22 protein-coding genes and 1 pseudogene are annotated in these 26,982 nt (G+C 71.4%); 13 read left to right on the top strand and 10 right to left on the bottom strand.

The window, feature by feature from the left end; genetic code table 11:
• Window positions 1–210: 210 nt before the first annotated feature.
• Window positions 211–1,851, top strand: a complete 1,641-nt coding sequence (gene pgm / locus BKA02_RS07565; RefSeq protein WP_179432770.1) for a phosphoglucomutase (alpha-D-glucose-1,6-bisphosphate-dependent) — start codon at window positions 211–213, stop codon at window positions 1,849–1,851.
• Between the two features lie 21 nt (window positions 1,852–1,872).
• Here the strand turns inward: pgm and BKA02_RS07560 are convergent, their stop codons facing one another.
• On the bottom strand, window positions 1,873–2,415 hold the full coding sequence (locus BKA02_RS07560; RefSeq protein ID WP_179432768.1) for a DUF4242 domain-containing protein: 543 nt from the start codon (window positions 2,413–2,415) through the stop codon (window positions 1,873–1,875).
• 138 nt (window positions 2,416–2,553) lie between these two features.
• Here BKA02_RS07560 and BKA02_RS07555 point away from each other — a divergent pair, with 138 nt between their 5' ends.
• From BKA02_RS07555 to BKA02_RS07540, 4 genes are all read left to right on the top strand, one after another.
• Window positions 2,554–3,111, top strand: a complete 558-nt coding sequence (locus tag BKA02_RS07555; protein WP_179432766.1) for a TetR family transcriptional regulator — start codon at window positions 2,554–2,556, stop codon at window positions 3,109–3,111.
• A gap of 88 nt (window positions 3,112–3,199) precedes the next feature.
• Entirely contained in the window at window positions 3,200–5,224 is a 2,025-nt protein-coding gene (locus tag BKA02_RS07550) for an ABC transporter substrate-binding protein (RefSeq protein WP_179432764.1), read from the top strand.
• Entirely contained in the window at window positions 5,221–5,973 is a 753-nt protein-coding gene (locus tag BKA02_RS07545) for an ABC transporter permease subunit (RefSeq protein WP_218844496.1), read from the top strand. Before BKA02_RS07550 ends, BKA02_RS07545 begins: the two co-directional genes overlap by 4 nt.
• Window positions 5,970–7,082 carry an acyl-CoA dehydrogenase family protein gene (locus BKA02_RS07540; protein WP_179432762.1) on the top strand — a complete coding sequence of 371 codons (1,113 nt, stop codon included), beginning with the start codon at window positions 5,970–5,972 and terminating at the stop codon, window positions 7,080–7,082. Before BKA02_RS07545 ends, BKA02_RS07540 begins: the two co-directional genes overlap by 4 nt.
• Here the strand turns inward: BKA02_RS07540 and BKA02_RS07535 are convergent.
• The 4 genes from BKA02_RS07535 to BKA02_RS07520 all read right to left on the bottom strand — a co-directional run bounded on the left by BKA02_RS07535 (window position 7,070) and on the right by BKA02_RS07520 (window position 10,581).
• A complete protein-coding gene (locus tag BKA02_RS07535) occupies window positions 7,070–7,846 on the bottom strand; it encodes a sugar phosphate isomerase/epimerase family protein (protein WP_218844495.1) in 777 nt (258 codons plus the stop codon). The two genes, BKA02_RS07540 and BKA02_RS07535, sit on opposite strands and share 13 nt — an antisense overlap.
• Before the next feature lie 39 nt (window positions 7,847–7,885).
• Entirely contained in the window at window positions 7,886–8,341 is a 456-nt protein-coding gene (locus BKA02_RS07530) for a MarR family winged helix-turn-helix transcriptional regulator (protein ID WP_179432760.1), read from the bottom strand.
• Window positions 8,342–8,411: 70 nt separating this feature from the next.
• Window positions 8,412–8,870 carry a MarR family winged helix-turn-helix transcriptional regulator gene (locus BKA02_RS07525; RefSeq protein WP_179432758.1) on the bottom strand — a complete coding sequence of 153 codons (459 nt, stop codon included), beginning with the start codon at window positions 8,868–8,870 and terminating at the stop codon, window positions 8,412–8,414.
• 1 nt (window position 8,871) lies between these two features.
• Window positions 8,872–10,581, bottom strand: coding sequence for an MDR family MFS transporter (locus BKA02_RS07520; RefSeq protein ID WP_246285995.1), 1,710 nt, complete (start codon window positions 10,579–10,581; stop codon window positions 8,872–8,874).
• 140 nt (window positions 10,582–10,721) lie between these two features.
• Here BKA02_RS07520 and galT point away from each other — a divergent pair.
• The 5 genes and pseudogenes from galT (at window position 10,722) to BKA02_RS07495 (ending at window position 16,416) form a co-directional block, all read left to right on the top strand.
• A pseudogene (gene galT, locus BKA02_RS07515) lies at window positions 10,722–11,859 on the top strand (galactose-1-phosphate uridylyltransferase).
• On the top strand, window positions 11,859–13,034 hold the full coding sequence (gene galK / locus BKA02_RS07510; protein ID WP_179432757.1) for a galactokinase: 1,176 nt from the start codon (window positions 11,859–11,861) through the stop codon (window positions 13,032–13,034). The pseudogene galT and the gene galK overlap by 1 nt, the downstream one beginning before the upstream one ends.
• Before the next feature lie 50 nt (window positions 13,035–13,084).
• Complete coding sequence (gene galE / locus BKA02_RS07505) at window positions 13,085–14,062, top strand: UDP-glucose 4-epimerase GalE (protein WP_179432755.1); 978 nt, start codon at window positions 13,085–13,087, stop codon at window positions 14,060–14,062.
• 159 nt (window positions 14,063–14,221) lie between these two features.
• Entirely contained in the window at window positions 14,222–14,749 is a 528-nt protein-coding gene (locus BKA02_RS07500; protein ID WP_179432753.1) for a GNAT family N-acetyltransferase, read from the top strand.
• A gap of 176 nt (window positions 14,750–14,925) precedes the next feature.
• Window positions 14,926–16,416 carry a carboxylesterase/lipase family protein gene (locus tag BKA02_RS07495; RefSeq protein WP_179432751.1) on the top strand — a complete coding sequence of 497 codons (1,491 nt, stop codon included), beginning with the start codon at window positions 14,926–14,928 and terminating at the stop codon, window positions 16,414–16,416.
• A gap of 242 nt (window positions 16,417–16,658) precedes the next feature.
• On the opposite strand, the gene BKA02_RS07490 is transcribed toward BKA02_RS07495, so the two are convergent.
• The gene (locus BKA02_RS07490; RefSeq protein WP_179432748.1) at window positions 16,659–20,129 is read right to left on the bottom strand and encodes a bifunctional proline dehydrogenase/L-glutamate gamma-semialdehyde dehydrogenase; all 3,471 of its coding nucleotides are present in this window, start codon (window positions 20,127–20,129) and stop codon (window positions 16,659–16,661) included.
• Between the two features lie 89 nt (window positions 20,130–20,218).
• On the opposite strand from BKA02_RS07490, the gene BKA02_RS07485 reads away from it, so the two are divergent.
• Window positions 20,219–21,109 (top strand): LysR family transcriptional regulator, encoded by an 891-nt coding sequence (locus tag BKA02_RS07485; RefSeq protein ID WP_179432746.1) that lies wholly within the window; start codon window positions 20,219–20,221, stop codon window positions 21,107–21,109.
• Here BKA02_RS07485 and BKA02_RS07480 read toward each other — a convergent pair.
• The 4 genes from BKA02_RS07480 to BKA02_RS07465 all read right to left on the bottom strand — a co-directional run bounded on the left by BKA02_RS07480 (window position 21,091) and on the right by BKA02_RS07465 (window position 25,039).
• Window positions 21,091–21,963, bottom strand: a complete 873-nt coding sequence (locus BKA02_RS07480) for a DNA-methyltransferase (RefSeq protein WP_345475411.1) — start codon at window positions 21,961–21,963, stop codon at window positions 21,091–21,093. The genes BKA02_RS07485 and BKA02_RS07480 overlap by 19 nt on opposite strands.
• Before the next feature lie 116 nt (window positions 21,964–22,079).
• Window positions 22,080–23,129: a lipoate-protein ligase LplAB gene (gene lplAB, locus BKA02_RS07475; protein ID WP_179432742.1), complete on the bottom strand. Its 1,050-nt coding sequence runs from the start codon at window positions 23,127–23,129 to the stop codon at window positions 22,080–22,082.
• Between the two features lie 266 nt (window positions 23,130–23,395).
• The gene (locus tag BKA02_RS07470) at window positions 23,396–24,253 is read right to left on the bottom strand and encodes an alpha/beta fold hydrolase (protein ID WP_179432740.1); all 858 of its coding nucleotides are present in this window, start codon (window positions 24,251–24,253) and stop codon (window positions 23,396–23,398) included.
• 24 nt (window positions 24,254–24,277) lie between these two features.
• Window positions 24,278–25,039: a copper homeostasis protein CutC gene (locus BKA02_RS07465; RefSeq protein WP_179432738.1), complete on the bottom strand. Its 762-nt coding sequence runs from the start codon at window positions 25,037–25,039 to the stop codon at window positions 24,278–24,280.
• 107 nt (window positions 25,040–25,146) lie between these two features.
• On the opposite strand from BKA02_RS07465, the gene BKA02_RS07460 reads away from it, so the two are divergent.
• Together BKA02_RS07460 and BKA02_RS07455 are read left to right on the top strand one after the other, a co-directional pair.
• The gene (locus BKA02_RS07460; RefSeq protein ID WP_179432736.1) at window positions 25,147–25,587 is read left to right on the top strand and encodes a MarR family winged helix-turn-helix transcriptional regulator; all 441 of its coding nucleotides are present in this window, start codon (window positions 25,147–25,149) and stop codon (window positions 25,585–25,587) included.
• 5 nt (window positions 25,588–25,592) lie between these two features.
• Window positions 25,593–26,972 carry an MFS transporter gene (locus tag BKA02_RS07455; protein ID WP_179435308.1) on the top strand — a complete coding sequence of 460 codons (1,380 nt, stop codon included), beginning with the start codon at window positions 25,593–25,595 and terminating at the stop codon, window positions 26,970–26,972.
• Window positions 26,973–26,982: the final 10 nt, after the last annotated feature.

Genomic DNA, 26,982 nt, shown 5'->3' with positions numbered 1-26,982 from the left:
CTCACTCCGCCTCCGCGGGACGGATGGCTGACCACAGTTGCCGGACGCCCCTGATTCGGGGCGTGTCCGCTCGAAACCCGCCGAATCGTCCGCCATCCATCCCGCCGATCGTCGAAGCGCTCAGCCGTCCGTCCCGCCGACCTCCGACGCATTCAGCCATCTGTCCCCACGAGGATGCGATCCACACACTTGCGGGGGCAGACTGTTCCCATGACGAGCCGTGCCGGCCTCCCCGCGGAGGAAAGTGACCTCATCGACGTCGACGCCCTGATCGCGGCGTACTACGACCGGGCCCCCGATCCGTCGAATCCCGCCGAACAGGTCGTGTTCGGCACGAGCGGGCACCGCGGCTCGTCGCTGTCGGGCAGTTTCAACGAGAACCACATCCTCGCCACGACGCAGGCGATCGTCGACTACCGCACGGCGCAGGGCATCACCGGACCGCTGTTCCTCGGCCGCGACACGCACGCCCTCTCCCGCCCCGCCGAGCGCAGCGCGATCGAGGTGCTCGTCGCGAACGGCGTGGAGGTGCGGGTCGATGCCCGCGACTCGTGGGTGCCGACCCCGGCGCTCAGCCACGCCATCCTCACCCACAACCTCCGCACGCCCGACGGCGCCTCGGCCAGGGCGGACGGCATCGTCGTCACCCCGTCGCACAACCCGCCCCGCGACGGCGGGTTCAAGTACAACCCGCCGCACGGCGGCCCCGCCGACACGGATGCGACCGGATGGATCGCCGAGCGCGCCAACGCCCTCATCGCCGCGGGGATGGAGGGCGTGCAGCGCATCCGCTACGCCGACATCGACGCCGCCCGCATCGGTGCGTACGACTTCCGCGACGCCTATGTTCGCGACCTGCCTTCGATCATCGACGTCGATGCCATCAAGCGCGCGGGGGTGCGGATCGGCGCCGACCCGCTCGGCGGGGCCTCGGTGGAGTACTGGGCGCTCATCGGCGAGCTGTTCGGTCTCGAGCTCACCGTGGTGAACCGCGAGGTCGACCCGACCTGGCGGTTCATGACACTGGACTGGGACGAGAAGATCCGGATGGATCCCTCCTCCCCGAACGCCATGGCGTCGCTGGTCGCCAAGCGCGGCGACTACGACGTGCTCACCGGCAACGACGCCGACGCCGACCGGCACGGCATCGTCACCCCGGATGCGGGGCTGATGAACCCGAACCACTACCTCGCCGTGGCGATCGACTACCTCTTCTCGCACCGGCCGTCGTGGCGGGCGGATGCGGCGGTCGGCAAGACTCTCGTGTCGTCTATGGTCATCGACCGGGTCGCCGCCTCGCTCGAGCGCCCGCTGCTGGAGGTGCCGGTCGGCTTCAAGTGGTTCGTGCCGGGGCTGCTCGACGGCTCGGTCGCCTTCGGCGGCGAGGAGTCGGCGGGAGCGTCGTTCCTGCGCACCGACGGCACCGTGTGGTCGACCGACAAGGACGGCATCCTGCTGTGCCTGCTGGCCGCCGAGATCATCGCCGTCACCGGCAAGACGCCCTCGCAGCGCTACGCCGAACTCGAGCAGGAGTTCGGCGCCTCGGCCTACCAGCGCATCGACGCCCCCGCCACCCCCGAGCAGAAGGCGGCCCTCGCGGCCCTCGCGCCGGAGTCCGTGTCGGCGGTCGAGCTGGCGGGCGAGCCCATCACCGCGAAGCTCTCGCACGCGCCGGGCAACGGAGCCGCGATCGGCGGGCTCAAGGTGCAGACCGAGCACGCCTGGTTCGCCGCGCGCCCCTCCGGCACCGAAGACGTCTACAAGCTGTACGCCGAGAGCCTGCGCGGCCCCGAGCACCTCGCCCAAGTGCAGGACGAGGCGCGGACCGTCGTCGCCGCCGCACTGAACTGAGCGCGCGTCAACGCACGGGGCTCAGCTCACGACGGCGTCGGCATCGAGCGCCTGTAGCCGGCTGATCGGCGTGCTCACGACCTCGCGCGCGTTGCGGACGGCCGCCTCGTCCTGCGCATCGTAGAAGCACAGGCACTTCTGGGTGTCCTCGCGCACGTAGGTGCGCAGGAACGAGACATCGTCGAGGGTGTCGTACAGCGGCGACTTCTCCTTCTTGCGCGCGAGGTACTGCTCCATCGTCACCTCGGCGGGGATGTCCCACTCCACGAGGTAGCCGGCACCGGCGCCGCGCTCGCGCACCTGCTCGACCGTGGCGCCCACGATCCGCACGGGCACCGCCTCGGTGATCGAGGCGACGCCGGGGAGCGCGGCCGCGTCGAGCACGACACCCGCGCAGTCGTCGCCCTCGAGGATGAGGTAGACCCGCTCGTGACCCGCGGGAACCTGGGCCTCGACCAGCGTTCCGCCAGACGACGCATAGGCGGCGGCCACGGCCTCGATGACGGTCGCGGCGCTCTGGCGACCCGGCTCGCTCAGTTCGGCCTCGACGAGAAACAGGCCCATGCGGTCCTCCGTTCCGGAGCCGGCGGCTCCTGCGCGTGCGGCCGGAATCGGCGGCACGGGATGTCAGTGACTAGACAGGTCTGTCTAGTCACCGCCCAGCGTATCCGATCGACGCCCGACGCTCCGTAACATGGTGACGTGACCACGCTCACTCCCGCCGCCGACCGCCTGCTCCAGTCGGCCAGCCGCCTGTTCTGCCAGGAGGGCATCCGCCCCGTCGGCATCGACCGCATCCTCGCCGACGCCGGCGTCGCCAAGGCGACCCTCTATCAGGCGTTCGGCTCGAAGGAGGCGCTCATCGTCGCCCACCTCGAGCGCCGCGACATGGCAGACCGCCAGGCGTACCGCGCGCACATCGCGTCCATCCCCGCTGGTCCCGCGCGGCTGCTCGCCTCCTTCACCCTGGCGGCGCGGCGCACCGCCGCCGACGGCTTCATCGGATGCGTGTACCTCAACGCGCTCAACGAGTTCCCCGAGCCCGACGAACCCATCGGCCGCGCCGTGCGACAGCACCGCGACTGGGTGCAGGAGCAGTGGCGGGATGCCGTGAGCGCCCGCGACGACGCCGAGCGGATCATCGCCGAGGCGCAGGTCGCCTACGACGGCGGGCTGCTCGGCTCGAAGGTCGAGCACTCCCCCGCGCCCATCGAGCTGGCCGGCGAGATCGTGCGCACCCGCCTCGCCGCTGCAATCTGACGTCACACGAGCACAGACGGGTCTGTCTGGTTGTTACGCTCGCCCCATCCCCCGAGCCGCGATCGCGGCGCACGCGACTGGAGCAGCCGTGACCGACACCACCCCGCCCGGCGAGCAGACGCCCGGATCCGCCCCGATAGCCGAGGTGCGCGACGCCGGCGTCGTCCGCGGCGGCACCGAGGTGTTCTCTGGGCTCGACCTCGCACTCCTCCCCGGCGAGCTGCTCACGATCGTCGGCCCCTCCGGCGCGGGCAAGTCCACGCTGCTGTCGCTGCTGTCGGGACTGCTCGCCCCCACCGCCGGCACCGTGCGCCGCCCCGAAGACGAGGGCGGGTCCACCCGCGTCGTGTTCCAGGATGCGCATCTGCTGCCCTGGCGCACCGCCGCCGAGAACGTGCGCCTGGGACTGGAGTACCGCGCCAACGGCGGGCACGGACTCGGCCACGCGCGGGATGCGGATGCGACCGTCGCCGCACTCCTGGCGGACCTCGGGATCGCCGAGCTCGCCGATCGCCTTCCCGTGCAGCTCTCGGGCGGTCAGGCCCAGCGCGTCGCGATCGCGCGTGCCGTGGCGGCCCGGCCCAGCCTGCTGCTGCTCGACGAGCCGTTCTCGGCACTCGATCCGCTCACCCGCGCCGACACCCAGGCCTGGCTGCGCCGCGTGCACGAGCACCGCGGACTCACCACTGTGCTCGTCACGCACGACCTCGCCGAAGCCGCGCGCCTCGGCGACCGGGTGGCCGTGCTGCGGCCGGGGCGGGAGGGTCTGCACATCCTCTCCTCCGACGGCGACGACCACGCCGCCCTCGAGGCCGAGCTGCTCGCGCGCTTCGCCGACGAGATCGGCGACGACGAACCCGTTGACGACGCCGTCCTCACCGGGGCGCCGAAGCCCGCCCGGTCGCGGCGCGAGTTCCTCACCCTCGCCGGCGCCGGTGCCCTGCTGGCGCTGCCCGTCGTCGCCGCGGGCACCGTGCGGGGCGGATCCGCCTCGGCCGAGCCGAACGCGGGAGGCGTCAACCCGGATGCCGGACCCGCCCGTGATCCCGACGCGCCCCGAGACACCCTCCGCATCGGCTATCTGCCCATCACCGATGCCGCCCCGCTCCTGCTCGCCCACGACTCCGGCGCCTTCGCCGAGCGCGGCATCGACACTCCGACGCCCACATTGTTCCGCGGCTGGGCGCCGCTGGTCGAGGCGCTGCAGGCCGGCAGCGTCGACATCGTGCACCTGCTCATGCCCTCTGCCATGCAGCTGCGCTATGAGGCGGGCGTGCCGGTGAGCGTGCTCGCCTGGAACCACGTGAACGGCTCGGCCGTGACCGTGCGCCCCGACGTCACCGACATCGCCCAGCTCGCCGGCACCACCTTCGCCGTGCCCGGCTGGTACTCGGTGCACAACGTCGTCTTCCAGCAGCTGCTGCGGGATGCGGGCCTCACCGCCGTCATCAACCAGGAACCGAGCGTCGAGGCGGGCACCGTGCAGCTCGTGGTGCTCGCCCCCGCCGACATGCCCGCCGCGCTGGGCGCCGGATCTGTGTCGGGCTACATCGTCGCCGAACCCTTCTGCGCGGTCGCCGAGGTTCAGGGCGTGGGCCGCATCCTCCGCTTCACCGGAGATGTGTGGCGCGAGCACGCGTGCTGCGTGACCGTGGTGCGCGAAGATCTCGTGACCGGCGACCCCGACCTGGCCCAGCGCGCCGCGGATGCCGTGGTCGCCGCCCAGCGGCTGATCCTCGATGACCGTGCGGCCGCCGCCGAGCGCCTGAGCGCAGGCGGTTACCTGCCCCAGTCGCCCGAGGCCATCGCCAAGGTGCTCGTGGAGCACGGCGAGGAGCACTACGTGGAGGACGGCGCGATCCACCACCCGGAGTGGGAGCAGTCGCGCATCGGCTTCCAGCCGTACGCCTACCCGAGCTACACCGAAGAGCTCGTGCGGCAGATGCGCCTGACCACCATCGACGCCGACACCGCATGGCTGGATCGGATCGATCCGGCCGCCGTGCACACCGACCTCGTCGCCGTCGACATCAACGAGCGCGCGATCGATGCTGCGGGTGGCCTGTCGCAGTTCGGCGCCACCGCCACCCGCACCGAGCAGGTGCAGCCGTGAAGGCGCTGGCGCGCATCGGCGTGCTCGCCGCGACGGTCGTGCTGTGGTGGCTGCTGGCCGATGTCGTCTTCGCCGGCAACCCCGTCGTCTCGAAGATGGGGCCGATCAGCACGGTGCGCGCGCTCGCCGGCCTCGTCGTCGACCCGCAGTTCCTGGATGCGATCGCCGTCTCGCTCGGACGGCTGCTGGCCGGTCTCGCGATCGCGCTGGTGATCGGCATCCCGCTCGGCATCCTGTTCGGCTCGCGCCGGCTCGTGGAGGACGCGGTGAACCCCGTCGTGCAGTTCTTGCGGATGACCTCGCCGCTGGCCTGGGCGCCGCTGGCGATCGTGCTGCTCGGCGCGGGCACGGGAGCGGTCATCGCCCTCGTCGCCCTGGCCGCCGTGTGGCCGATCGTGCTGGGTGTGGCCGGGGGCGTGCGGGCCTTGGATCCTGGGCTGAACCGGGTCGCCCGCTCGCTCGGCGCGACGCGATGGGAGGCGTTCCGCTCCACGGCGCTGCCCGCGCTGGCGGCGCCCATCACCGGCGCCGCCCGCGTCGCACTCGGCATCGCGTGGGTCGTGATCGTGCCCGCCGAGATGCTCGGCGTGGCGAACGGGCTGGGGTACGCGATCCTCAATGCGCGCGACAACATCGACTACTCGGGGCTCGCGGCCACGATGCTCGCCATCGGCATCCTCGGTTTCCTCCTCGATCGCATCTTCCGGGGCGTCCACCAGCTCGCGCCCGGGCGAAAGGACCAGACATGACCGCCGCCCTCGCACGCAGCCGCGACGACATCGTCGCCGCGAGCGCCGCCCGCGCCGCCACCACCGCCGGTGCCGTCGACGGCGCCGAATCGGAGCCGCTGCACGACACGCTCGCCGCCTACGCCGCGATCGGCGCGCTCGGCGCGGGCGTCGATCGCGACGACGACGACCTCTCCGATGCCGTGGCCGTGCTCTCTGCCGTCGCCGGCGAGTGCATGAGCACGGCCTTCTCGCTGTGGGCGCACCGGATGGTCACCGAGTACGTGCGCGCCTCGGCTCTTCCTGCCCGCGACGAGCTGCTCGACGAGCTGGTGTCGGGGCGGCGTGCGGGCTCGATCGCGATGGCGACGGCGCTGCAGGAGGCGGCCGGTCTCGGCGCCGTGCCGACCCTCGCCGCCCCCGATGGCGAGGGCGGATACCGGGTGTCGGGCCGCATCGCGTGGGCGTCGAACATCGCCGAGGGCACGCTCGTCGTCTTTCCCGCGCGGGTGGTCGCCGAGGGCGCGGAGGCGTCTGCCGACGATGGAGCCCGCGTCATCCTCGTGACCACCGTGGGCGAAGACGGGCTCACGACCCGCCCTGTCGAGGATCTGCTGGCGCTCGGCGCGACGCGCTCGGCGATGCTCGCCTTCGACGGGCTGCACGTGCCTGCAGGGAACGTGCTGGCCGAGTCGCTGGCCGCCGTGGCCGCGCAGCGCACCACGCACTTCTTGCTGCAGACCGCGCTGTGCCTGGGCCTTGCCCGCCGCTCGCTCGCGGAGGCGGGCGAGCGGCTCGGCGGCCCGAACCAGGTGCTCGGCGGATTCCAGACCCGGCTGTCTGCCCAGGCCGAGGCCCTGACGGCCGACCTCGACCGCTTCGCGCGGAGCGCAGATGCCGTCTCGCCGCGCGAGGTCACCCTGCTGCGGTTCGAATCGGCCCGGCTGGCGAACGCCGCCGCCCGGCACGAATCGGCGCTCACCGGCGGGCGCGGCTTCGTCACGACCTCGGCCACCAACCGTCGCCTGCGCGAGGCGAGCTTCCTTCCCGTGCAGTCGCCCAGCGAGGTGCAACTGCTGTGGGAGCTGGAGCAGTTCGGCGACCGCCTCGCCGACGCCTACACGATCTGACCGGCACCCGCTCCCGCGAGCATCCGGCGCAGCGCGGCCGCTTCGCGGGGCAGGAGCGCGGGATCGTCGTCGGGAATGAACTCCAGCAGCACGTCTCGCGGCGGCGCCGGCAGGGCCGCCGCGTGCGCGAGCACGGCCGTCCACAACGACTCCCGGGTCTGAAGGGGATGGCGTTCGTCGTCGGGCCACCAGGAGAACGCGTGGATGGCGCTCACCTGCCCCGCAACCGCGGCGAACTCGTCGCGCGCCACCGCATCCGGCGCTCCGACCGTCGGCTGCCAATAGCTCGTCAGCGCGGGATGATCCACCTCGGCGAGGAGGCGGAGCGTCGCCTGCGGAGTGTCGGCGAGCGTGCCGCCGTGGTATTCCAGCGCGAGGGTCAGACCCCGTTCTGCCGCGGCAAGCGCCGCATCCGCCACCCGCGAGGCGACCTGCGCGCGCTCCTCGGGCGTCGCCTCGGCAGAACCCACGGAGCCGGCCCACACGCGCACGCGGTCGGCACCCAGCGCCTCTGCCGCATCGAGCCAGGGCGCGATCTCCTCCCCCGCTCCCGCACGGAAGTACGAGCCGTACGAGGCGACGGCGATGCCCGCATCCGCCGTGATCCGGCCGACCTCGGCGGCATGGTCGAGATCGCCCGGCGGCACGTGCGCATCACCGGCCCATTCGATCGCGGCCAACCCCGACTCCGCGGCGAGCGCCGCGATGTGCGCGGGTTCGAGAGCACGGAACGTCACCGAGCACAGCCCCGACCGGATGATCATCCACCCACCCTGACATGCGCTGCCGCGCGGCGGCAGCGTTCAGCGACCGAAGTCGTCGAGCAGGGCGAGGAAGTGGTCGAGGTCTTCGACCGACCAGGAGCGCAACCGATCGCCGAGGCGGCCCTCGTAGGCGGCTCTCGCCTCCGCCACCCTCTCCTGGGCGAGCGGCGTGGCGACGAGTCGACGCATCCGCCGGTCGTCGGGATCGCGCACGCTCTCGATGAGCCCCAGCTGCTCCAACTGGCGGACATGACGACTGATCGCCGACTTGTCGGTCTGCAGACGTTCGATGATCTCGCCCGCCGTGGTGGCCTTGCCGCTGACGATCGAGGTGAGCACCTGGTAGCCCAGCGGCTGCAGTTCGGGATGCACGGTGGCCGCGGCCTCGCGCCACCCGATGCGGATGCGCGCGAACAGCCGGCCGAGCTCGTGCTCCACTCGCGCGACGGCCTGATCGAGCGACGAGCCCGTGGCGTCATCGGATTCGGCACTCATGCCGCCAGTGTACGGCCGCGCCCCGCCATCGGAACGTCCGATGACGGGGCGCGAGAATCGTGCAGAGGGGTCAGACCTCGGCGAGGAGACGGAACACCTTCGACGCCGCGCGAAGCTCCTCCGGCGTCAGCTCGGCGAGGATGCGACGCAGGCGGTCGACGTGGGCGCGCCGCACCCCGACGAGCGCAGCCTCGGCCTCGGCCGTCGCGGTGAGCACCCGCAGCCGGCCGTCGTGCTCATCCGGACGAGAGGCCACGAGCCCGAGATCCTCGAGCATCCGGATCTGCCTGCTGACGGCCGACTTGTCCAGCTCGAACCGCTCGGAGAGCAGGTGCGCGCTGGCGCTGCCGGCGCGGGCGATGTGCGAGAGCAGCTTGTACCCGGCCGGCTGCAGATCGGGATGGATCCGCGCCGCGGATTCCTTCCACAGCGACCGGGCGCGCGTGAAGATGAGGTTCAGGTCGCCCTGGAACTCGGCGAGCACCTCATCGAGATCCTCGTCGTGCGCCACGCTCTCGACGGTCGCCATGTCAGCGCCCCCGCTCCTCGTCGTCGCGCTCGAGCACGGCCACGGGGCGCTCGGTCTGCGTCGCCGCATCCGAGTTGCCGATCAGGACGCTGCCGGTGTTCAGCGACGCGGCCACCTCGGCCTCGGCGACCTCGATCACCGACTCCTCGGCCTGCGCGCGCAGCTGCTCGGCGGCGTTCTTCGTCGACAGCGGCTTGTTGCGGATGAACGCGATCGCGATCACGGCGAGCACCGCGAGCGGGATGGCGACCATGAACGCCTCGGCGATGCCGTGGCCGTACGCCGACTCCACGATGGTGCGGATGGTCTCGGGCAGCTCCGACATCTTCGGCACATTGCCCGTGGAGAGGCTCTTGAGCGCGTCGATCTCATCCGGCGAGGTGGGCGTGAAGCCCGACAGGCCGTCGGTGACGTGCGTCGCCACGCTCGTGGACAGGATCGAGCCCATCACCGTGACGCCGATGGTGCCGGCGATCGTGCGGAAGAAGTTGACGTTCGACGAGGCCGCCCCCAGCTGCGTGGGCGGGGTGTCGTTCTGCACGATGAGGGTGAGGTTCTGCATGACCATGCCCAGACCCGCGCCCAGCACCACCATGAAGGCCGCCACGAGCGGGAACGGGGTGTCGTAGCGCAGCGTCGACATGAGGCTGACGCCGGCGACCGTGAGCACGGAGCCGGTGATCATCCAGCCCTTCCACTTGCCGAAGCGGCTCACCAGCTGGCCGATGATGATCGACGAACCCATCTGGCCGATGATCATCGGGATGGTCATCAGACCAGACTCGGTGGGCGTGGCGCCACGGGCGAGCTGGAAGTACTGCGCGAGGAACACCGAGGTGGCGAACATCGACACGCCGATCGCGATCGAGGCGATCACCGAGAGGGTGAAGGTGCGGTTGCGGAACAACGACATCGGCACGATGGGTTCCTTCACGAAGAACTCCACCGCGATGAAGGCGAGGATGGCGACCACGGCGATGACGCCGAGGGTCAGGCTGGTCGAGGAGTCCCAGTCGAACTGGTTGCCGCCCATCGACACCCAGATGAGCAGGGTCGACACGCCGACCGCCAGCAGCACGATGCCCATGTAGTCGATGGAGACGCGCGCCTTGTCGGGCTTGGGCAGGTGCAGCGTGAACTGCAGCAGGAGGAGGGCGATGACGGCGAACGGCACGCCGACGAAGAAGTTGGCCCGCCAGCCCATCGCGTCGGTGATGAATCCGCCCAGCAGCGGTCCGCCGATCGTGCCGAGGGCCATGATGCCGCCGACGACGCCCATGTACTTTCCGCGCTCGCGCGGCGAGATGATCAGGGCGACGGCGATCATGACGAGCGACATGAGACCGCCCACGCCGAGGCCCTGCACGACGCGCACGGCGATGAGCATGTTCATGTCGGTGGAGAAGCCGGCGATCACGGTGCCCACGGTGAACAGGGCGAGCGAGAGCTGCACGAGCACCTTGCGGTCGACGAGGTCGGCCAGCTTGCCCCAGATGGGGGTCGAGACGGCGGTGGCCAGGAGGCTGGCGGTGATGACCCAGGTGTACTGGGACTGCGTGCCGCCGAGGTCGGCGACGATGACCGGCAACGAGGTCGAGACGACCGTGCCCGAGAGCACGGCGACGAACATGCCGACGATGAGACCGGAGATGGCGGTGAAGACTTCACGCGCGGAGCGCGGCGATTCCACGGATGGTGCGGTGACGTTCAAAAGGGGATGCTCCTGAGTAGGAAAGGTTGATCTTGCTCAACCATAAATCATTAGTTGATTCTTTGCAACTGATGATGGACGTCAACCATTCCCGATCCGGCGGAATCCGTCTCGGCCGCGCGCGGCACTACCGTGAAGGGGTGAGCATCGAGCGACTCGGCGCCGGCGTCGTGAAGCGGAGCACGCGGCTCGCCGACGGGCGCGAGCTGTTCTACTACGACGATCCGGGCACGACCCTGCCCGCCGAGCGCCGCATCGACGCCCGCACGCTCGACGCCCGTCCCGACACGGCCACCATGCGCTTCGACGTGCTCACCGGCGACTGGATCTCGATCGCCGCCGCACGGCAGAACCGCGCCTTCCTGCCGCCCGCCGAGCTCGACCCCCTCGCCCCGCAGACCCCGACGAACCCCTCCGAGGTGCCCGACCGTTACGACGTCGCCGTGTTCGAGAACCGCTCGCCCTCGTTCGGACCAGGACTGCCTGGCGCGGATGCGGCACCTCTCGATCCGCAGCCCCTCGGCCTCGATGCCACGGCACCCTCGTTCGGACGCTGCGAGGTCGTGTGCTTCTCGCCCGAGCACGAGGGCTCGTTCGGCACGCTCACCCCCGTGCGCGCGCGCACCGTGATCGAGGCATGGGCCGATCGCACGGCGGCGCTGTCGGCCCTGCCCGGCGTCGCCCAGGTGTTCCCGTTCGAGAACCCGGGGGCGGGAGATCGGCGTGACGCTGCCGCATCCGCATGGCCAGATCTACGCCTACCCCTTCCTCACCCCGCGCACCCGGCGCCTGCTCGAGCGCATCGCGGCCTACGAGGGCGCGCATCCCGGGGCGGATCTGTTCGCCGACGTGCTCGCCACCGAGCAGGCCGGCGAGCGCGTCGTGCTGCGCGGCGAGCACTGGACCGCCTTCGTGCCCTTCGCCGCACGGTGGCCCGTCGAAGTGCACGTGCTGCCGCATCGTCACGTCGCCGACTTCGCCGGGCTCACGGCCGCCGAGCGCGATGAACTCGCCCCGTTCTTCCTGCGCCTGCTGCGCGGCGTCGATGCGCTGTACGACTCGCCCACCCCGTACATCGCCGCCTGGCACCAGGCACCCGTCGCGACCGGGCGCGACACGGTGCGGATGCGCCTCGAGCTCACCTCGCCGCGCCGTGCGGCCGACAAGCTCAAATACCTCGCCGGCTCCGAAGCCGCGATGGGCGCGTGGATCGGCGACATCACCCCCGAGACCGCCGCCGCCCGGCTGCGCGAAGCCGTCGAGGGCGTGAGCGCCTGATGGATGCGGCATCGGCTGCGCGCCTCCTGCTCGCCTCACTCACCGAAGCGCCCGCCGCAGGGGTCTGGTCGGCGCCGGGTCGTGCCAACCTCATCGGCGAGCACACCGACTACAACGACGGATTCGTGCTGCCGTTCGCCATCCCGCACCGCACCGCGGCGGCCGTCGCGACGCGGCCGGATGGACGCATCCGCGTCGCCTCGACGTTCGCCGATGCCCCGGTCGAGGTCGCCCTCGAGGAGCTCGACCGGCTGTTCCCCTCGGCCGTGCCGCGCGTGCCGGAGTGGGCGGCGTATCCGCTGGGCGTGGCATGGGCGCTGCGCGCGCTCGCCCACGCCCCCGCAGCACTCCCGGGGCTCGATATCGCGATCGCATCCGATGTGCCCGTGGGCGCGGGTCTGTCATCATCGGCCGCGATCGAGAGCGCAGTCGGGGTCGCGCTCGACGACGTGTGGGAGCTGGGGCTCGACGCCGTGAGGATCGCCGGCGCCGGGCGGCGGGCCGAGAACGAGGCCGTGGGCGCGCCGACGGGGATCATGGACCAGATGGCGTCGATGCTCGGCGAGCCGGATGCCGCGGTGTTCCTCGACTGCCGATCGCTCGCGGCGCGCACCGTGCCGTTGAGGGTGCGCGAGGCGGGACTGGACGTGCTCGTGATCGACACGCAGGTGCGCCATGCGCACGCCACGGGCGGGTACGGCGAGCGCCGCGCCGCCTGCGAACGCGGGGCGGCGGAGCTGGGCGTGCCCGCGCTGCGCGATGTGGCCGTGGACGATCTGGACCGTGCAGCCGGCCTGCTGGATGAGACGACCTTCCGCCGCGTGCGCCACGTCGTGACCGAGAATCAGCGCGTCCTCGACACGGTCGCGGCGCTGGAGGCTGAGGGCCCGCGCGCGATCGGTGGGCTGCTCATCGCCTCGCATGCCTCGATGCGCGACGACTTCGAGATCTCCGTGCCCGAACTCGACCTCGCGGTCGACACGGCGCTCGCGCACGGGGCGATCGGGGCTCGGATGACCGGCGGCGGGTTCGGCGGCGCGGCCATCGCGCTCGTCGACCACGAGCAGGCGGATGCCGTGGGCGCGGCGGTGCGCGCATCCTTCGCCGCGGCCGGCTTCCGCGCGCCCCGCCTGTTCACCGCCCCGCCGTCGGCAGGCCCCCGCCGCGACGCCTGAGCTCACCTGGAAGAATGGCAGGCGCGCATCCGCGCGAGGAGAGGAGACGCATGTCCTGGCTTGTCACCGGCGGTGCCGGCTACATCGGATCGCACGTCGTGCGTGCGCTCACCGGAGCCGGGATGACGGCGGTCGTGCTCGACGACCTCTCCAGCGGGCGTCCATCGTTCGTGCCTGGCGACGTCACGCTCGTGGAGGGCAGCATCCTCGACCGTGAGCTCGTGGAGCGCACGCTGCGCGAGCATGCGGTGACCGGGGTCATTCACGTCGCCGGCTTCAAGTACGCCGGGGTCTCGGTGCAGCGCCCGCTGCACACCTACGCGCAGAACGTCGAGGGCACGCGCATCATCCTCGAGGCGATGGCGGCCGCCGATGTGTCGAACATCGTGTTCTCCTCCAGCGCCGCCGTCTTCGGCACACCGGATGTCCCGCTCGTCGAGGAGGACACCGCCAAGCGCCCCTCGAGCCCGTACGGCGAGTCGAAGCTCATCGGCGAGTGGCTGCTGCGCGACCAGGCGATCGCGACGGCCGCCTCCGAGCATCCGCTGCGGCACACCTCGCTGCGCTACTTCAACGTCGTGGGCTCGGCCGACCCGAGCGTGTACGACGTGAGCCCGCACAACCTCTTCCCCATCGTGTTCGAGGCGCTGCTGGCGGGCACGACCCCGCGCATCTTCGGCGACGACTACGACACCCCCGACGGCACGAACGTGCGCGACTACGTGCACGTGGGCGACATCGCGCTCGCGCATGTCGCCGCGGCGAAGCGCCTGGAGTCGGGCGAGCCGATCGAGGCCGCCTACAACCTGGGCTCGGGCGACGGGCTGAGCGTGAAGCAGATCATGGATGCGATGGTGCGGGTCACCGGCATCGAGTTCGTGCCCGAGGTCGGGCCGCGCCGCCCCGGCGACCCGGACCGCATCGTCGCCACCGGCGCGCTCGCCGCCCGCGATCTGGACTGGCGGATGCGCCACACGGTGGACGAGATGGTCCGCTCCGGCTGGGAGGCCCGCCGCAGCGCGGGGTGAGACTATCCTCCTCCTCCCCTCCCCGCCCCCTCCGTTCCTTTCCCCTCCCGCGAGTGCGCGGCTTGTCGGCGAGTGCACGGCTTGTTCGCGGAAAGAGCCCGTGCATTCGGCGATAGTCCGCGCACTCGGGATGCGGACGCCCACGGATAGGCTCGACGGATGCTGATCCGAGAGGCGACCGTCGACGACGCGCACGGCATCGCCGTCGTGCACGTGCGGTCGTGGCAGGCCGCGTACCGGGGGCTCATGCCGCAGGCGGTGCTCGATGACCTCTCCGTCACGCAGCGCGAGGAGGGGTGGCTCCGCATCCTCTCCGGCGACGCCCCCGACGGTGCGGCCGCGCACCGCGGCCGCACGATCGTCGCCGAGCGCGAGCGGCGCATCCTGGGGTGGGCGTCGTTCGGCGAGGCGAGGGATGCCGACGCGCCGGCCGGAGCCGAGCTCTGGGGCGTCTATGCGCATCCCGAGGCGTACGGGCAGGGCGCGGGGCACGCACTGATCACCGCGGTCGAGGCGGCGTTCCGCGCCGAAGGGCACGCCTCGGCGTACCTGTGGGTGCTGGCGGGGAATGCGCGCGCCGAGACGTTCTACCAACGCCACGGCTGGCTCGAGGACGGTGGCGTGAAGGTCGACGAGCGTCCCGGCCTGCGGCTGCGCGAGCGTCGTCGCGTCCGCCGGCTCGCCTGATCCCCGCGCCCCCGCATCCACTCGCGTCCGTTGCTTCCCGAGGTAGCACTTTCTGCCGCATCGTGCCGCACTGTATGGCGTGTCCTGTCACCTCCGGAACGTAGATCGCCACGAGGTCACACGAGATGCCGCTCAGGCGGACGCACCGACCTCCGGGCGCCGATACGCTGGCGGGTATGAGTGCATCTGGGCCCGTGGTCACCACTGCATCCGGGCCCGTGCGGGGGATGTGGCGGGGCGAGCCGGGCGCAGCCGGATCGTCGGCGGCCTTCCTCGGCATCCCCTTCGCAAAGGCGCCGACCGGGTCACGACGGTTTCTCGCCCCCGTGCCGCCCGCACCCTGGACCGAGGTGCGCGACGCGACCACCTACGGCCCCACCGCGCAACGCGGCGACACCGGGCCCACGCTCATTCCCGAGCCCAGCATCCCCGGCGCCTCGACGCTGAACGTGAACGTGTTCACGCCCTCGCCCGCACTGTCACCCGACGGCGCGGGCCTGCCGGTCATGGTGTGGATCCACGGCGGCGGTTACGTCGACGGCTCACCCGCGAGCCCCTGGTACGACGGGCGCGCCTTCACTCGCGACGGTGTCGTGACGGTGTCGATCTCGTACCGGCTCGGCTTCGACGGCTTCGGGTGGATCGACGGCGCGCCCGCCAACCGCGGGGTGCTCGACTGGCTCGCGGCGCTGGAGTGGGTGCAGCGCAACGTCGCAGCCTTCGGCGGCGACCCCGATCGCGTCACGATCGCCGGGCAGTCGGCCGGCGGCGGTGCCGTGCTGCGGCTGCTCGGGATGGAGCGCGCCCAGCACCTGTTCGACGCCGCCATCGCCCTCTCGCCGGCGCTGGCCGACCTGCCGCGCAAGCGGGTGCAGGCGCGCAGTCGCCGCCTGGCCGAGCTGGTCGGATGCGCCCCCGATCTGGCCGGCTTCCGCAGCGTGCGCGAAGGGATGCTTCGCAAGCACCAGCCCGAGGCCTCGCTGCTCGGCGCGAAGGGTCTCGCCGCGGCCACGGCTGTGCTCACCGATGGACTCCCGTGGGGTCCCGTGATCGACGGGGATGTGCTCTCGCGCCCGACCGTCGAGGCACTTCGAGCAGGCGTCGGATCCGACAAGCCCCTGCTGCTGGGCGCGACTGACGACGAGTTCACGATGGCGCTCGATAGGGCACGGAGCACACTGCGGCTCATCCCGGCGCCGCTGCTGCTCGGACGCTTCCTCCGCGACCGGCGGGTGCGGCGGGCGTATCTCGATGCCAACCGCCCGCAGCGGCGCAAGGGCACGGCGGCGGTGCTCGGGCGCTACGTCACCGACACGGTGTTCCGCGCCCTCGTCGCCCGCGTGGCCGAGGCGCGCCGCGATGCGGCGACGTGGGCGTACCGTTTCGCGTGGGTGTCGCCGACGAAGGGCTGGTCGTGCCATTGCCTCGATGTGCCGTTCTGGTTCGACTGCCTCGACGAGGATCACGTGCCCGCCATCGCGGGCGATGCGCCGCCGCAGAGCCTCGCGGATGCGATGCATGGTGCGGCTGTGGCGTTCGTGCGTGACCACGATCCGGGGTGGCCGCAGTGGCGGACCGATCCGGGCACGTCTCGCGTGTTCGATGCGGACCCGGCGACGGCGACGGTGTCGGCGACCGCCTACGACGACGCACTGCCGCTGGTCTGAGCATCCGGACGCATGACCGTCACCCTCGCGACCGGTACGGCTGGCTGAGCGTCCCGCCCCTCAGAGGTACAGCTGACTGAACCTCCCACACCCCACGGGAACGGATGGCTGAACGCCGACCAGCGAAGCCGCGAGATTCTGCGGGTTCCCCGGCTCCGCGGGGGTGGTTCTCAGCCATCCGTCCCCTGAGCCTCAGCCATCCGTCCCCGTGGATGACGAGACCTTCAGCCATCCGACCCGGTTCAGTCGCGCATCGGCGCCAGCAGCGGTACGTCGTACCGGTGCGGGGTGCCGAAGCGGTGCGCCGTGATCGACACGGCCTGCTCGCGCACGAAGGTGAGCAGTTCCACGCGCCCGGCCGCGACGACGGGGTTCGCATACAGTGCGAGGCTCGGCGATCCGCCGACCGCCTCGGCCGTCTCTGATGCCGCGGTGCCGATGAGTCGCACGCGTCCGTCGCCTACTGCGAGCCGCCCGGCGTGCGCCGCCCAGGCCTGCGCATCCTCGACGGTGACGACGACATCGTGCGCCCCCAGCCAGGTGCGCACGGCCGCAGGCAGGGGCGATGCGGCGCTCACCGTCACGCGCGAACCGGCGCGGATACCGGTGGCGGCCACGCGCACGAGCTCTGCGACGCGCTCCCCCTCGTACCGCACCGTGACGGGCACAGCCTGGTAGCGCAGCACGTTGTGCTCGGTCTCCAGTCCGCTCGGATCGTGCACCGCACCGAACTCGGCGGCCCACGCATCCTGGTCCGTGACCAGCGCATCACGAAGCCATGCGGCGTCGTCGCCCTCCACCAACTCCGCAGCGGATGCGGTGAGCGCATCCGGCGCCGTCGCACTGCGCACGGGGGCGTCGTCCCAGTCCGACAGCCCCACGAGGTAGTTCGGCCCTCCGGCCTTCGTCCCCGCCCCGACCGACGACTTCTTCCATCCGCCGAACGGCTGACGCTGCACGATCGCTCCGGTGGTGCCGCGGTTGACGTAGACGTTTCCCGCTTCGATACGTGAGAGCCAGCGCTGGATCTCCTCCTCGTCGAGCGCATGCAGGCCGGAGGTGAGCCCGTAGTCGATGTCGTTGACGATGTCGATGGCGTCATCCAGCGTCGCGGCGGTCATGATGCCCAGCACGGGTCCGAAGTACTCCACACGGTGGAACTCGCTGCCGCGGGCGACGCCCTCGCGGATGCCGGGCCGCCAGAGCGCGCCCGCGTCATCGAGCCGTTGCGGCTCGATGATCCAGCGCTGTCCCGGCTCGAGCGTGGTGAGCGCGGAGAGCAGCTTGCCTTCGGCGGGGCCGATGAGCGGCCCGATCCGGCTCGTGCCGTCTTCCGGGGCTCCCACCGCGTAGGCACCGACGGCGTCGATCAGCTGCCGGCGGAAGCGCCCCGAACGCGCCGCGGAGCCGACCAGGATCACGAGGGATGCGGCCGAGCACTTCTGCCCGGCGTGACCGAAGGCGGAGTACGCGACGTCTTTCGCGGCGAGATCGAGGTCGGCGCTGGGCGTGACGATGATGGCGTTCTTGCCGCTCGTCTCGGCCAGTAGCGGAAGGTCGGGGCGGAAGCGGCGGAAAAGCTCGGCCGTCTCGTACCCGCCGGTGAGGATGATGCGTTCCACGGCCGGATCGCTCACGAGCACCTCGCCGAGCTCACGCCCGTCGAGCTGCACGTACTGCAGCACATCGCGGGGAACCCCCGCCTCCCACAGCGCCTCGACCATGACCGCGCCCGAGCGGCGTGCCTGCCGGGCGGGCTTGATGATGACGGGCGAGCCTGCCGCCAGGGCCGACAGCGTGGACCCTGCGGGGATCGCCACGGGAAAGTTCCACGGCGGGGTCACGACGGTCAGCCCGACCGGACGCATCGTCGCGCCGTCGACGTCGGCGAGCCGACGCGCGCTCTCGGCGTAATAGTGGGCGAAATCGATCGCCTCCGACACCTCGGGGTCACCCTGCTCGAGCACCTTGCCCGCTTCGGATCCCATGACCTCCAGCAGATCGGCGCGGCGCTTCTCGAGCATGTCGCCGGCGCGGTGCAGGATCGCCGCGCGACCCTCCGCCCCCAGCGCGCGCCACGCCTCGCCCGCGGCCGCGCCCCGGGCGATGGTCGCCGCGACCTCGGCGGTCTCGACGAGGGTGTTCGCGGCGACGGTGTCGTTTCCGAGGGTCGACGACGCCATCCGTCCCCGGATCGCGTCGCCCCACGCGCGGTTGGGCGCGAGGCTCGGATCGGTGTCGGGAGTGTTCGCGAATCCGTCGGCCGGCGCGGGCTCGGCCTGCTCGGTGCGGTTCTGGGTGCGGTTCGGTGCCGGCGTCTCGGCGGGAACCGTCTCGACGGAGGCGAGGAAGCGCGCCTTCTCCCGTTCGAACAGCGCGGGCACCGCATCCAGGTCGAACACGGCCGACATGAAGTTCTCCTGCGACGCGCCCTCCTCCAGACGACGGATGAGGTACGCGATGGCGACATCGAACTCATCGGGATGCACGACCGGCGTGTAGAGCAGGAGCGAGCCGACGGTGCGCTTGACCACGCTCGCCTGCGCCGAGGCCATGCCCAGCAGCATCTCGAACTCGACGCCCTCGGTCACCGCGCGCTTCTCGGCGAGCAGCCAGGCCAGGGCGATGTCGAAGAGATTGTGCCCGGCGACGCCGATGCGCACGTGTCGGATGTGCTCGGGCCGCAGCGCGTATTCGAGCACGGCCTTGTACGACGAGTCGGTCTCCTGCTTGCTCGACCAGGTGGCCAGCGGCCATCCGTGGCTCTCGGCATCCACCGTCTCCATCGGCAGGTTCGCGCCTTTGACGACGCGCACCTTGATCAGCGCGCCGCCGTCGGCCACGCGCGCGGCCGCCCACTCCTGCAGTCTCCGCATCGCGGCCAGGGCGTCGGGCAGATAGGCCTGCAGCACGATCCCGGCCTCGAGATCGCGGAACTCCGCGCGGTCGAGGATGCTCGTGAACACGGCGATCGTGAGATCGAGGTCCTTGTACTCCTCCATGTCGAGGTTGATGAACTTCTCGCCGGCCGCGGCGATGCGGTACAGCGGCAGCAGCGCTTCGGCCGCGTGGGACACGGCCTGATCGAACGCCCACGGGCTGTGCGGAGCGACGGTGGAGGATACCTTGATCGACACGTAGTCGACATCGTCGCGCTGCAGCAGCCTCCGCGTGCCCTCCAGCCGGCGCGAGGCCTCGTCCTGCCCGAGGATCGCCTCGCCGAGGAGGTTGATGTTGAGCTTCACATCCTGCGCGTCGCGGATGCGGCGGATGGCGGAGCCCAGCTTCGCGTCGCGGGCATCGACGATGAGGTGGCGCACCATCTGCCGCAGCACGCGCCGGGCGATGGGCACGACGATCCCGGGGAAAGCGGGGGCCAGGGCGCCGCCGAGGGCGATCGCTCCGCGCAGCGGGGCGGGCAGGAAGCGGGGCGTCAGCGACACGAGTTCGCGCAGCTTCCGCGCCGCGACGCGAGTGTCTTCCGGCCGCACGACGCCGTCGACGAACCCGACGGTGAAGGCGAGGCCGCTCTCGTCGCGCAGCACGCCGGCAAGGCGCTCGGCGGCCGCGTCGACCGGCACGTCGCGGCTCTCGGCGAGCCAGCGCTGCACCAGGGCGACGGCGTCATCGGCGAGCGCGCTCAGGTCGGAAGAGGACGACGTGCTCTCGCCGGGGAAGGGCGCGGGAGAAGAGGCGGGCGCAGCGGCGGTCATGCTCTCAGTGTGGAGGCGGGGATCATGTATGAAAAGCGATCATTATCGACTTATACTCATCGTCATCATCGATGCATTGAGGAGGCCGGATGTTCGAGCTGCGCCGTCTGCGCCTGCTGCGCGAATTCGCCCTGCGGGGCACGATCGCCGACGTCGCCGCGGCCCTCTCGTACAGCCCGTCCACGGTGTCTCAGCAGCTCGCCCAACTCGAGCGCGAGGCGGGCGTCGCGCTGCTCGAACCCGACGGCAGGCGCATCCGCCTCACCGCGCAAGGGCGACTGCTCGCCGAGCACGCCGCCCGCGCGCTCGAGCTCGACGAGGCGGCGCAGCACGCCCTCGCGGAGGCGGGCCGGCGAGAGCCGGTGCGCATCAGCGCCATGGCCACCGCGGCCGAGACGATCGTGCCCGACGCTCTCACCCTGCTCGCCGACCGGGCGCCCGATCTGCGCGTGGAGATGACCGAGGCACCGCCCGAGCAGGGCCTGTTCGAGCTGACCACGCGACGGTTCGACCTCGTGATCGCCGAGCAGTATCCCGGGCACACCCGCGAGCGGCGCGAGGGCACCGAGCATCTGCTGATCGGGGCCGACCCGCTGCGCCTGGCCCTGCCGCCGACCGAAGCGCCCGCAGCATTGGGGGCGCTGCGCGAGCGGGCGTGGGTGATGGAGCCGCCCGGATCGGCCGTGCGGCAGTGGGCCGTGCAGCAGTGCCGGGCCGCCGGCTTCGAGCCCGATGTGCGCTTCGAGGCCGAGGGGCTCACGGCACACCTGCGGCTCATCGCCGCCGGGCACGCGGTGGGGATGCTCCCCGACCTGCTGTGGGGCCGGGCGCCGGTGCCGGTGACGCTCGCCGATCTTCCTGGCTCGCCGGTGCGCGAGGTGTTCGCCGCGGTGCGCGCGGTGTCGGGCGAGAGCCCCGAAATCCGGCTCGTGCGTGAAGCCCTCGTCGACGCCTTCGCGGACTATCGGCGCACGCCCTGATCGCCCGCCGTGCGCACGTCGGCGTGCGGGATGCGGTCGCGCATGATCCGGATCGCCTCCGGATTCGAGTCGACGAGCAGCGCATCCCGCCCCAGCGCCGAAGCCACCGCTCCCGTCGTGCCGCTGCCGGCGAAGAGGTCGAGCACGCGGTCGCCGGGGCGGCTGGACGCCTGCACGATGCGGCGCAGGATGCCCTCCGGCTTCTGCGTGGGATAACCGGTCTTCTCGCGCCCTGCCGTCGGCACGATCGTGTGCCACCACACGTCGGTGGGCAGCTTGCCGCGCGCCGCCTTCTCGGGCGAGACCAGGCCCGGCGCCATGTACGGCTCGCGCTCGATCGCATCCACATCGAACACGTGCGAACCCGGATTCTTCGCGTAGACGAGGATCGTGTCGTGCTTGGTGGGCCAGCGGGTGCGGGGCTTCGCGCCGTAGTCGTAGGCCCAGACGATCTCGTTGAGGAAGCTGTCGCGCCCGAAGACGGCGTCGAGCATGACCTTCGCATAGTGCGCCTCGCGGTAGTCGAGGTGCAGATAGAGCGTGCCGTCGTCGGCGAGCAGCCGCCAGGCTTCTTCGAGGCGCGGCATGAGGAAGTCGCCGTAGTCGTCGAAACGGTCATCGTAGGTGTGCAGCAGCTCGCGCACGCGTTCGTAACGGTGCCCGTGGAAGCCGTGGTTCACCTCGCGGGGTGCGGGAGGATCCTCGGCCGGCTCTGCGTCTTCACGGGCGCGGCGCACCGCGACGCCGTGCCGTTCCTGCGTGCGGCCGGTGTTGAACGGCGGGTCGAGGTAGATCAGCGTGAACGAGCCGTCGGGCAGGGTGGCCGCCGCGTCGAGCGCGTCGCCATGCACGATCTCGACGCGTCCCGGCGAGGGATGCTCCCCCGGTTCGGGGCGCGTTCTCGCGTTCGGGGCGCCGGTTTTCCGCCCCGAATGCGAGGATGCGCCCCAAGGCGAGGCGTCGAGGCCGGTCACGGAACCCGGTACAGCCACGCGTCCGTGGCGAACTTCGATTCGACGAGTGCCTCGGCCTCCGCGTATTCGTCGGGCGAGACCGTGCCGTCTTCGGCATCCGTGAGACCGCGGAAGGTCTCGATGAAGCGGTCGATGATCTGCGCACGGCTGAGGCCCGTCTGCGTCCGCAGCGGGTCGACGCGCTTGGCGGCCGACGCCGTGCCCTTGTCACTGAGCTTCTCGCGCCCGATGCGCAGCACCTCGGTCATCATCTGCCCGTCGATGTCGTACGACAGGGTCGCGTGGTGCAGCACGCCACCGTTGGCGAGGCGCTTCTGCGCGGCACCACCGATCTTCCCGCTGGGGCCGGCGATGTCGTTGAGCGGCTGGTAGACCGCGTCGATCCCCAGCGAGCGCAGCGCCTGCATCACCCAGTCGTCGAGGAAGGCGTACGAATCGGCGAAGGTCATCCCCTGTACGAGGGAGGCGGGAACATACAGCGAATAGGTGATGATCTGGCCCGCTGCCATGAGCATGGCCCCGCCGCCGGAGATGCGGCGTACGACGTCGAACCCGTGCTTCGCGGCACCCTCGGGGTCGACCTCGTTGCGGTACGACTGGAAGGAGCCGATCACCACGGCCGATTCTTCCCACTCCCAGATGCGCAGGGTGGGTCGGCGCAGACCCGCGCCGACACGGGTGGTGAGCACCTCATCGAGGGCGAGGTTGACACGCGGCGAAACCGCCTTGTCGTGCACGATCTCCCAGTCGAAGTCGCGCCAGCCGGGTGCGGTCACCAGCGCCCGGCGCACGGCGGTGCCCACGGTATCCGGGGTGAAGCCGAGCAGCTGCGCACCGTCCGGAAGGGCGCCGCGGACGGCGGCGGCGATGGCCGAGGCATCCGTCTCGACGGGCAGGCCCTCTACCGCCGCGTTGATCGCCTCCAGCGCCGTATCGGGCTCGAGGAAGAAGTCTCCGGCGAGGCGGAAATCGGCGATCGTCCCGTCGACGACCTCGAAGTCGACGACGACGAGCTTGCCGCCAGGAACCTTGTATTCACCGTGCACGGCACCAGCCTACTGTCGCGTTCCGGCCACGGTCCGGGTACAGATGACGGAGCGGCCCGAGGCCGGCTGGTACATATGGCTGGGCGTCACCCACCTGCGCGGGTACAACTGGCCGACCGAATGGCCGAGAAACGGGGAAACCGGCCGATCTCGTGCTCGAATCGCCTCCAGGCTCAGCCATCCGTGCCACGTGGCCCGGGTGACCCTCAGCCAGCTGTACCGGGGCGATGGCCGACGCTCAGCCATCTGTACCCGGGAGGCGGCGATCAGGCGGGGAAGCGTGCGTCGAGCCAGGCGAGCAGGTCGGAGCGCACCTCGTCCTGCTGCAGCTCCTGGAAGATCTCGTGCCGCGCATCGGGGTACACGAGCGTCGTCACGTCGGTCAGCCCCGACCGCGAGCGGTACGCCTCGGCGAGGCGGTGCACGCTGCGCGGTCCGCCGACCGGGTCGTCGCCGCCGACCATGAGCAGCACGGGCACGTCGTGCCCGAGGTCCTTCGCGGGCCGACCATAGAGTTTGGCGGCCTCGATCGGGCCGAACAGCTTCAGCAACGGCACATCCGTCGTGAGCGGGTCGTCCGCGAACTCCTGCCACACCGCCGGATCCCGCGACAGCCATTCCAACCCCGTGGCCTCCGGCCCCGCCCAGCGCTTGTTCAGCGGCGCGGCATTGAGGAACCGGGGCGTGAGCAGCGCGGAGCCGCTGAGGATCATCGCGTCGTACGCCTCGGGATGCGCGTTCAGCAGCTTCTGCGAGAGGAACGAGCCCCAGGAGTGCCCGAGCAGCACGAGCGGCAGGCCCGGGTTCTCATCGCGGATGATGCCGGTGAGCTGCCACTCCGCGGCGACTGCGGCGCCGAGTCCGCCCGCACCGAGCCGGCCGAGCCGCTCGGGACCGCCGTGCTGACGGATGCCCGTGCGGCCGTGCCCGCGATGATCGTCGGCGTAGACGGTGAAGCCGGCCGCGGTGAGCGCCGCGATCACGGCGCCGTAGCGCCCGGCGTGCTCGCCCACCCCGTGCAGCAGCTGCACGACGCCGCGCGCCTCGCCCGCGGCGGGATGCACGTCGTAGACGATCGCGATGCCGTGCGCGTCGGTGAACTCGGCGGTGCGGGGCTCTGCCATGGGGCGAGTCTACGGAGTCCCGGATCAGACCACGCGATCGACGACGGCGGATGACGAAACCCCGGCGAGCGCGTCGCGGATGGCCGCCGCCTCATCGGGATCGGTCACCTCGTGCCCGTCCGCCCCGTCGGCGGCCGACCCCATCCGCACACCGTGCGGCGCCGCCGAGACGGTGCGCTTGGCCGAGAAGTGCACGGCGTCGATGCCCGTGGCGGCGAGCAGTGCGGCATTCGCCGCCGTCACGCCGCCGCCCGCCATGATCTCGATCCCGTCGGCCGCGGCGACGAGGGCCCGCAGGGTGTCGATCCCGTCGATGGCCGCCGATGCCCCGCCGGAGGTGAGAACGCGGCGCAGCCCGAGCGCCCGCGCGGTCGGCAGCGCGGCGACCGGGTCAGGCGTCACGTCGATCGCGCGGTGCAGCGTCACGCTTGCCCCCTCGGCCGCATCGCGCAGGCCGGCGAGCGCGTCGGCGTCGAGGCGGCCCTCGGCGTCCAGCGCGCCGATGACGACGCCTTTGGCGCCACGGCTCACGGCGGCGCGGACGTCGCGACGCATCGTCTCGAGCTCGTCGCGGTCGTAGCAGAATCCGCCGGCACGGCAGCGGATGAGCACATGGATCTCGGGGCCGGACTCCCCCGCCTCCTCGACGGCGCGCTCCAGGGTCGCGGGCGACGGCGTGAGTCCGCCGAGGGCGAGGGCCTGGGTGAGCTCCACGCGCGCGGCGCCGATCTGCCGGGCGATGCGCACTCCCTCGGCATCCTGCATGGCCATTTCGAGTGCGATCATGCCGCCATTCTCCTCCCGCGGATGCGAGCGCCCATCCGTGATGTCCACACGATCATCCGCCGGCGAACGGCCCTCGCCTCCCAAAGATTAGGTAGACTACCTAAGTAATGAGTCCCGCTGAACGCCTTTCCGACACGACCGCCTCCGCCCTGCGCCTTGCGACGTTCCGCCTCGCGCGGCGCCTGCGCTCCATCCGCGCGGTCGATGCGATGAGCGATGCCCAGCTCGGGGTGCTCGCCTCTCTGCGCACGCACGGGCGGCGCACCATCTCCGCGCTCGCCGAGCACGAGCGCGTCACCTCCCCCTCGATGAGCGCCATGATCACGACGCTCGAGGAGCAGGGCTACGTCGTGCGCATCCCCGACGACGACGACCGGCGGCGCGTGCACGTGGAGATCACCGAGCACGGCACCGACGTGGTCGTCGAGACCATCCGCCGCCGCGACGCCATGCTCGCCGACGTGCTCGCCGAGCTGCACCTCTCCGACGACGAGCTGCGCCTGCTCGGCGAGGCCAGCGCCATCATGCGGAAGGCGGCGGAGCGATGACCGCGATGTTTCGGTCCTTCCGCGTGTTCAACTACCGCACCTGGTTCCTCGGCGCGGTCATCTCGAACATCGGCACATGGATGCAGTCCACCGCCCAGGACTGGGTGGTGCTCACCGAGCTCACCGACAACGACGCCACCGCGATGGGCATCACCATGGCCCTGCAATTCGGACCCCCGCTCCTGCTCGTGAGCCTCACCGGATGGGTGGCCGATCGGTTCGACCGGCGAAAGATCCTGCTCACCACGCAGACCGTGCTGATGCTGCTGGCGATTGCGATCTCGGTGCTGCTGCTGACCGGCGTGATGACCCTGCCGCTGATGTTCCTGTTCGCCCTCGCCTTCGGCACGACCAACGCCTTCGACGCCCCGGCCCGCCAGGCCTTCGTGTCCGACATGGTGCGCCTGGAAGACGCCTCCAACGCGGTGGCGCTGAACTCCGCGTCGTTCAACATGGCCCGCCTCATCGGCCCGGCCGTCGGCGGCATCCTCATCGTGGCGATCGGATCCGGATGGGTGTTCGCGGCCAACGCCGTGACCTTCCTGGCGATGCTCGTCGCCCTGCTGGCCATCCGCACCCGCGAGCTGCTGCCGCGGGCGAAGAACCGCCGCTCGGGCGGGCTCGCCGAGGGCTTCCACTACGTGCGGCGCCGGCCCGACCTGCTCGTCGTGTTCGCCATGGTGCTGCTCATCGGGGCGTTCGGCATGAACTTCCCCATCTTCGCCTCGACCATGGCACTCGAGTTCGACCAGGGCGCCGACGGCTACGGCCTGCTCAGCTCGGTGCTCGCCATCGGCTCGCTCACCGGCGCACTGCTGGCGGCGCGCCGCGACCGGGCCCGCGTGCGCGTGCTCGTGATCGGCGCCTGTGCGTTCGGGGTCGTCTCGCTCATCTCCATCCTCATGCCCGTGTACTGGACGTACGCGGTGACGCTCGTGTTCGTCGGATTCTCCACCGTCACGATCCTCACCACGGCCAACGGCTACGTGCAGACGACGACCGACCCGGCGCTGCGCGGCCGCGTGCTCGCGCTGTACATGGCGGTGGTCATGGGCTCCACGCCCATCGGCGCGCCGATCGCCGGCTGGGTGGCGAACACGTTCGGCCCGCGCGCCGCGATCGCGGTCGGCGGCGTCGCGGGGCTGGTGGCCTTCGGCATCGGCATCACGTGGATGATCAGCTCGGGCCGGCTGCACCGGCACGAGGAGAAGCGCTTCATGCTGTCCCTCGACGAGACCCGCCCGCTCCGCGTCATCGACCCCGTCGACGAGGATGCGTTCGCCGGCGCGCCCAGCGTCGCGCCGGCCGTGACCACGCCCATCCGGATCGATCACGGCGACGCGGAGCCGCGCCCGCCCGAAGGGCCGATCGTCCGCAACCCCTGAGAGCGGTCCC

This window comes from Microbacterium pseudoresistens, assembly GCF_013409745.1.
Classification (GTDB): domain Bacteria; phylum Actinomycetota; class Actinomycetes; order Actinomycetales; family Microbacteriaceae; genus Microbacterium; species Microbacterium pseudoresistens.
Note: the sequence above shows the minus strand (reverse complement) of the source record. Positions and strands in the feature narration are given on the sequence as shown.

Excerpts from the sequence above, each read along its gene's own strand:
- pgm (WP_179432770.1), top strand. The coding sequence starts at position 211 with ATGACGAGCCGTGCCGGCCTCCCCGCGGAGGAAAGTGACCTCATCGAC.
- BKA02_RS07560 (WP_179432768.1), bottom strand. The coding sequence starts at position 2,415 with ATGGGCCTGTTTCTCGTCGAGGCCGAACTGAGCGAGCCGGGTCGCCAG.
- BKA02_RS07540 (WP_179432762.1), top strand. The coding sequence starts at position 5,970 with ATGACCGCCGCCCTCGCACGCAGCCGCGACGACATCGTCGCCGCGAGC.
- BKA02_RS07535 (WP_218844495.1), bottom strand. The coding sequence starts at position 7,846 with ATGATCATCCGGTCGGGGCTGTGCTCGGTGACGTTCCGTGCTCTCGAA.
- BKA02_RS07530 (WP_179432760.1), bottom strand. The coding sequence starts at position 8,341 with ATGAGTGCCGAATCCGATGACGCCACGGGCTCGTCGCTCGATCAGGCC.
- BKA02_RS07525 (WP_179432758.1), bottom strand. The coding sequence starts at position 8,870 with ATGGCGACCGTCGAGAGCGTGGCGCACGACGAGGATCTCGATGAGGTG.
- galK (WP_179432757.1), top strand. The coding sequence starts at position 11,859 with ATGGATGCGGCATCGGCTGCGCGCCTCCTGCTCGCCTCACTCACCGAA.
- galE (WP_179432755.1), top strand. The coding sequence starts at position 13,085 with ATGTCCTGGCTTGTCACCGGCGGTGCCGGCTACATCGGATCGCACGTC.
- BKA02_RS07500 (WP_179432753.1), top strand. The coding sequence starts at position 14,222 with ATGCTGATCCGAGAGGCGACCGTCGACGACGCGCACGGCATCGCCGTC.
- BKA02_RS07495 (WP_179432751.1), top strand. The coding sequence starts at position 14,926 with ATGAGTGCATCTGGGCCCGTGGTCACCACTGCATCCGGGCCCGTGCGG.
- BKA02_RS07490 (WP_179432748.1), bottom strand. The coding sequence starts at position 20,129 with ATGACCGCCGCTGCGCCCGCCTCTTCTCCCGCGCCCTTCCCCGGCGAG.
- BKA02_RS07485 (WP_179432746.1), top strand. The coding sequence starts at position 20,219 with ATGTTCGAGCTGCGCCGTCTGCGCCTGCTGCGCGAATTCGCCCTGCGG.
- BKA02_RS07470 (WP_179432740.1), bottom strand. The coding sequence starts at position 24,253 with ATGGCAGAGCCCCGCACCGCCGAGTTCACCGACGCGCACGGCATCGCG.
- BKA02_RS07465 (WP_179432738.1), bottom strand. The coding sequence starts at position 25,039 with ATGATCGCACTCGAAATGGCCATGCAGGATGCCGAGGGAGTGCGCATC.
- BKA02_RS07460 (WP_179432736.1), top strand. The coding sequence starts at position 25,147 with ATGAGTCCCGCTGAACGCCTTTCCGACACGACCGCCTCCGCCCTGCGC.
- BKA02_RS07455 (WP_179435308.1), top strand. The coding sequence starts at position 25,593 with ATGTTTCGGTCCTTCCGCGTGTTCAACTACCGCACCTGGTTCCTCGGC.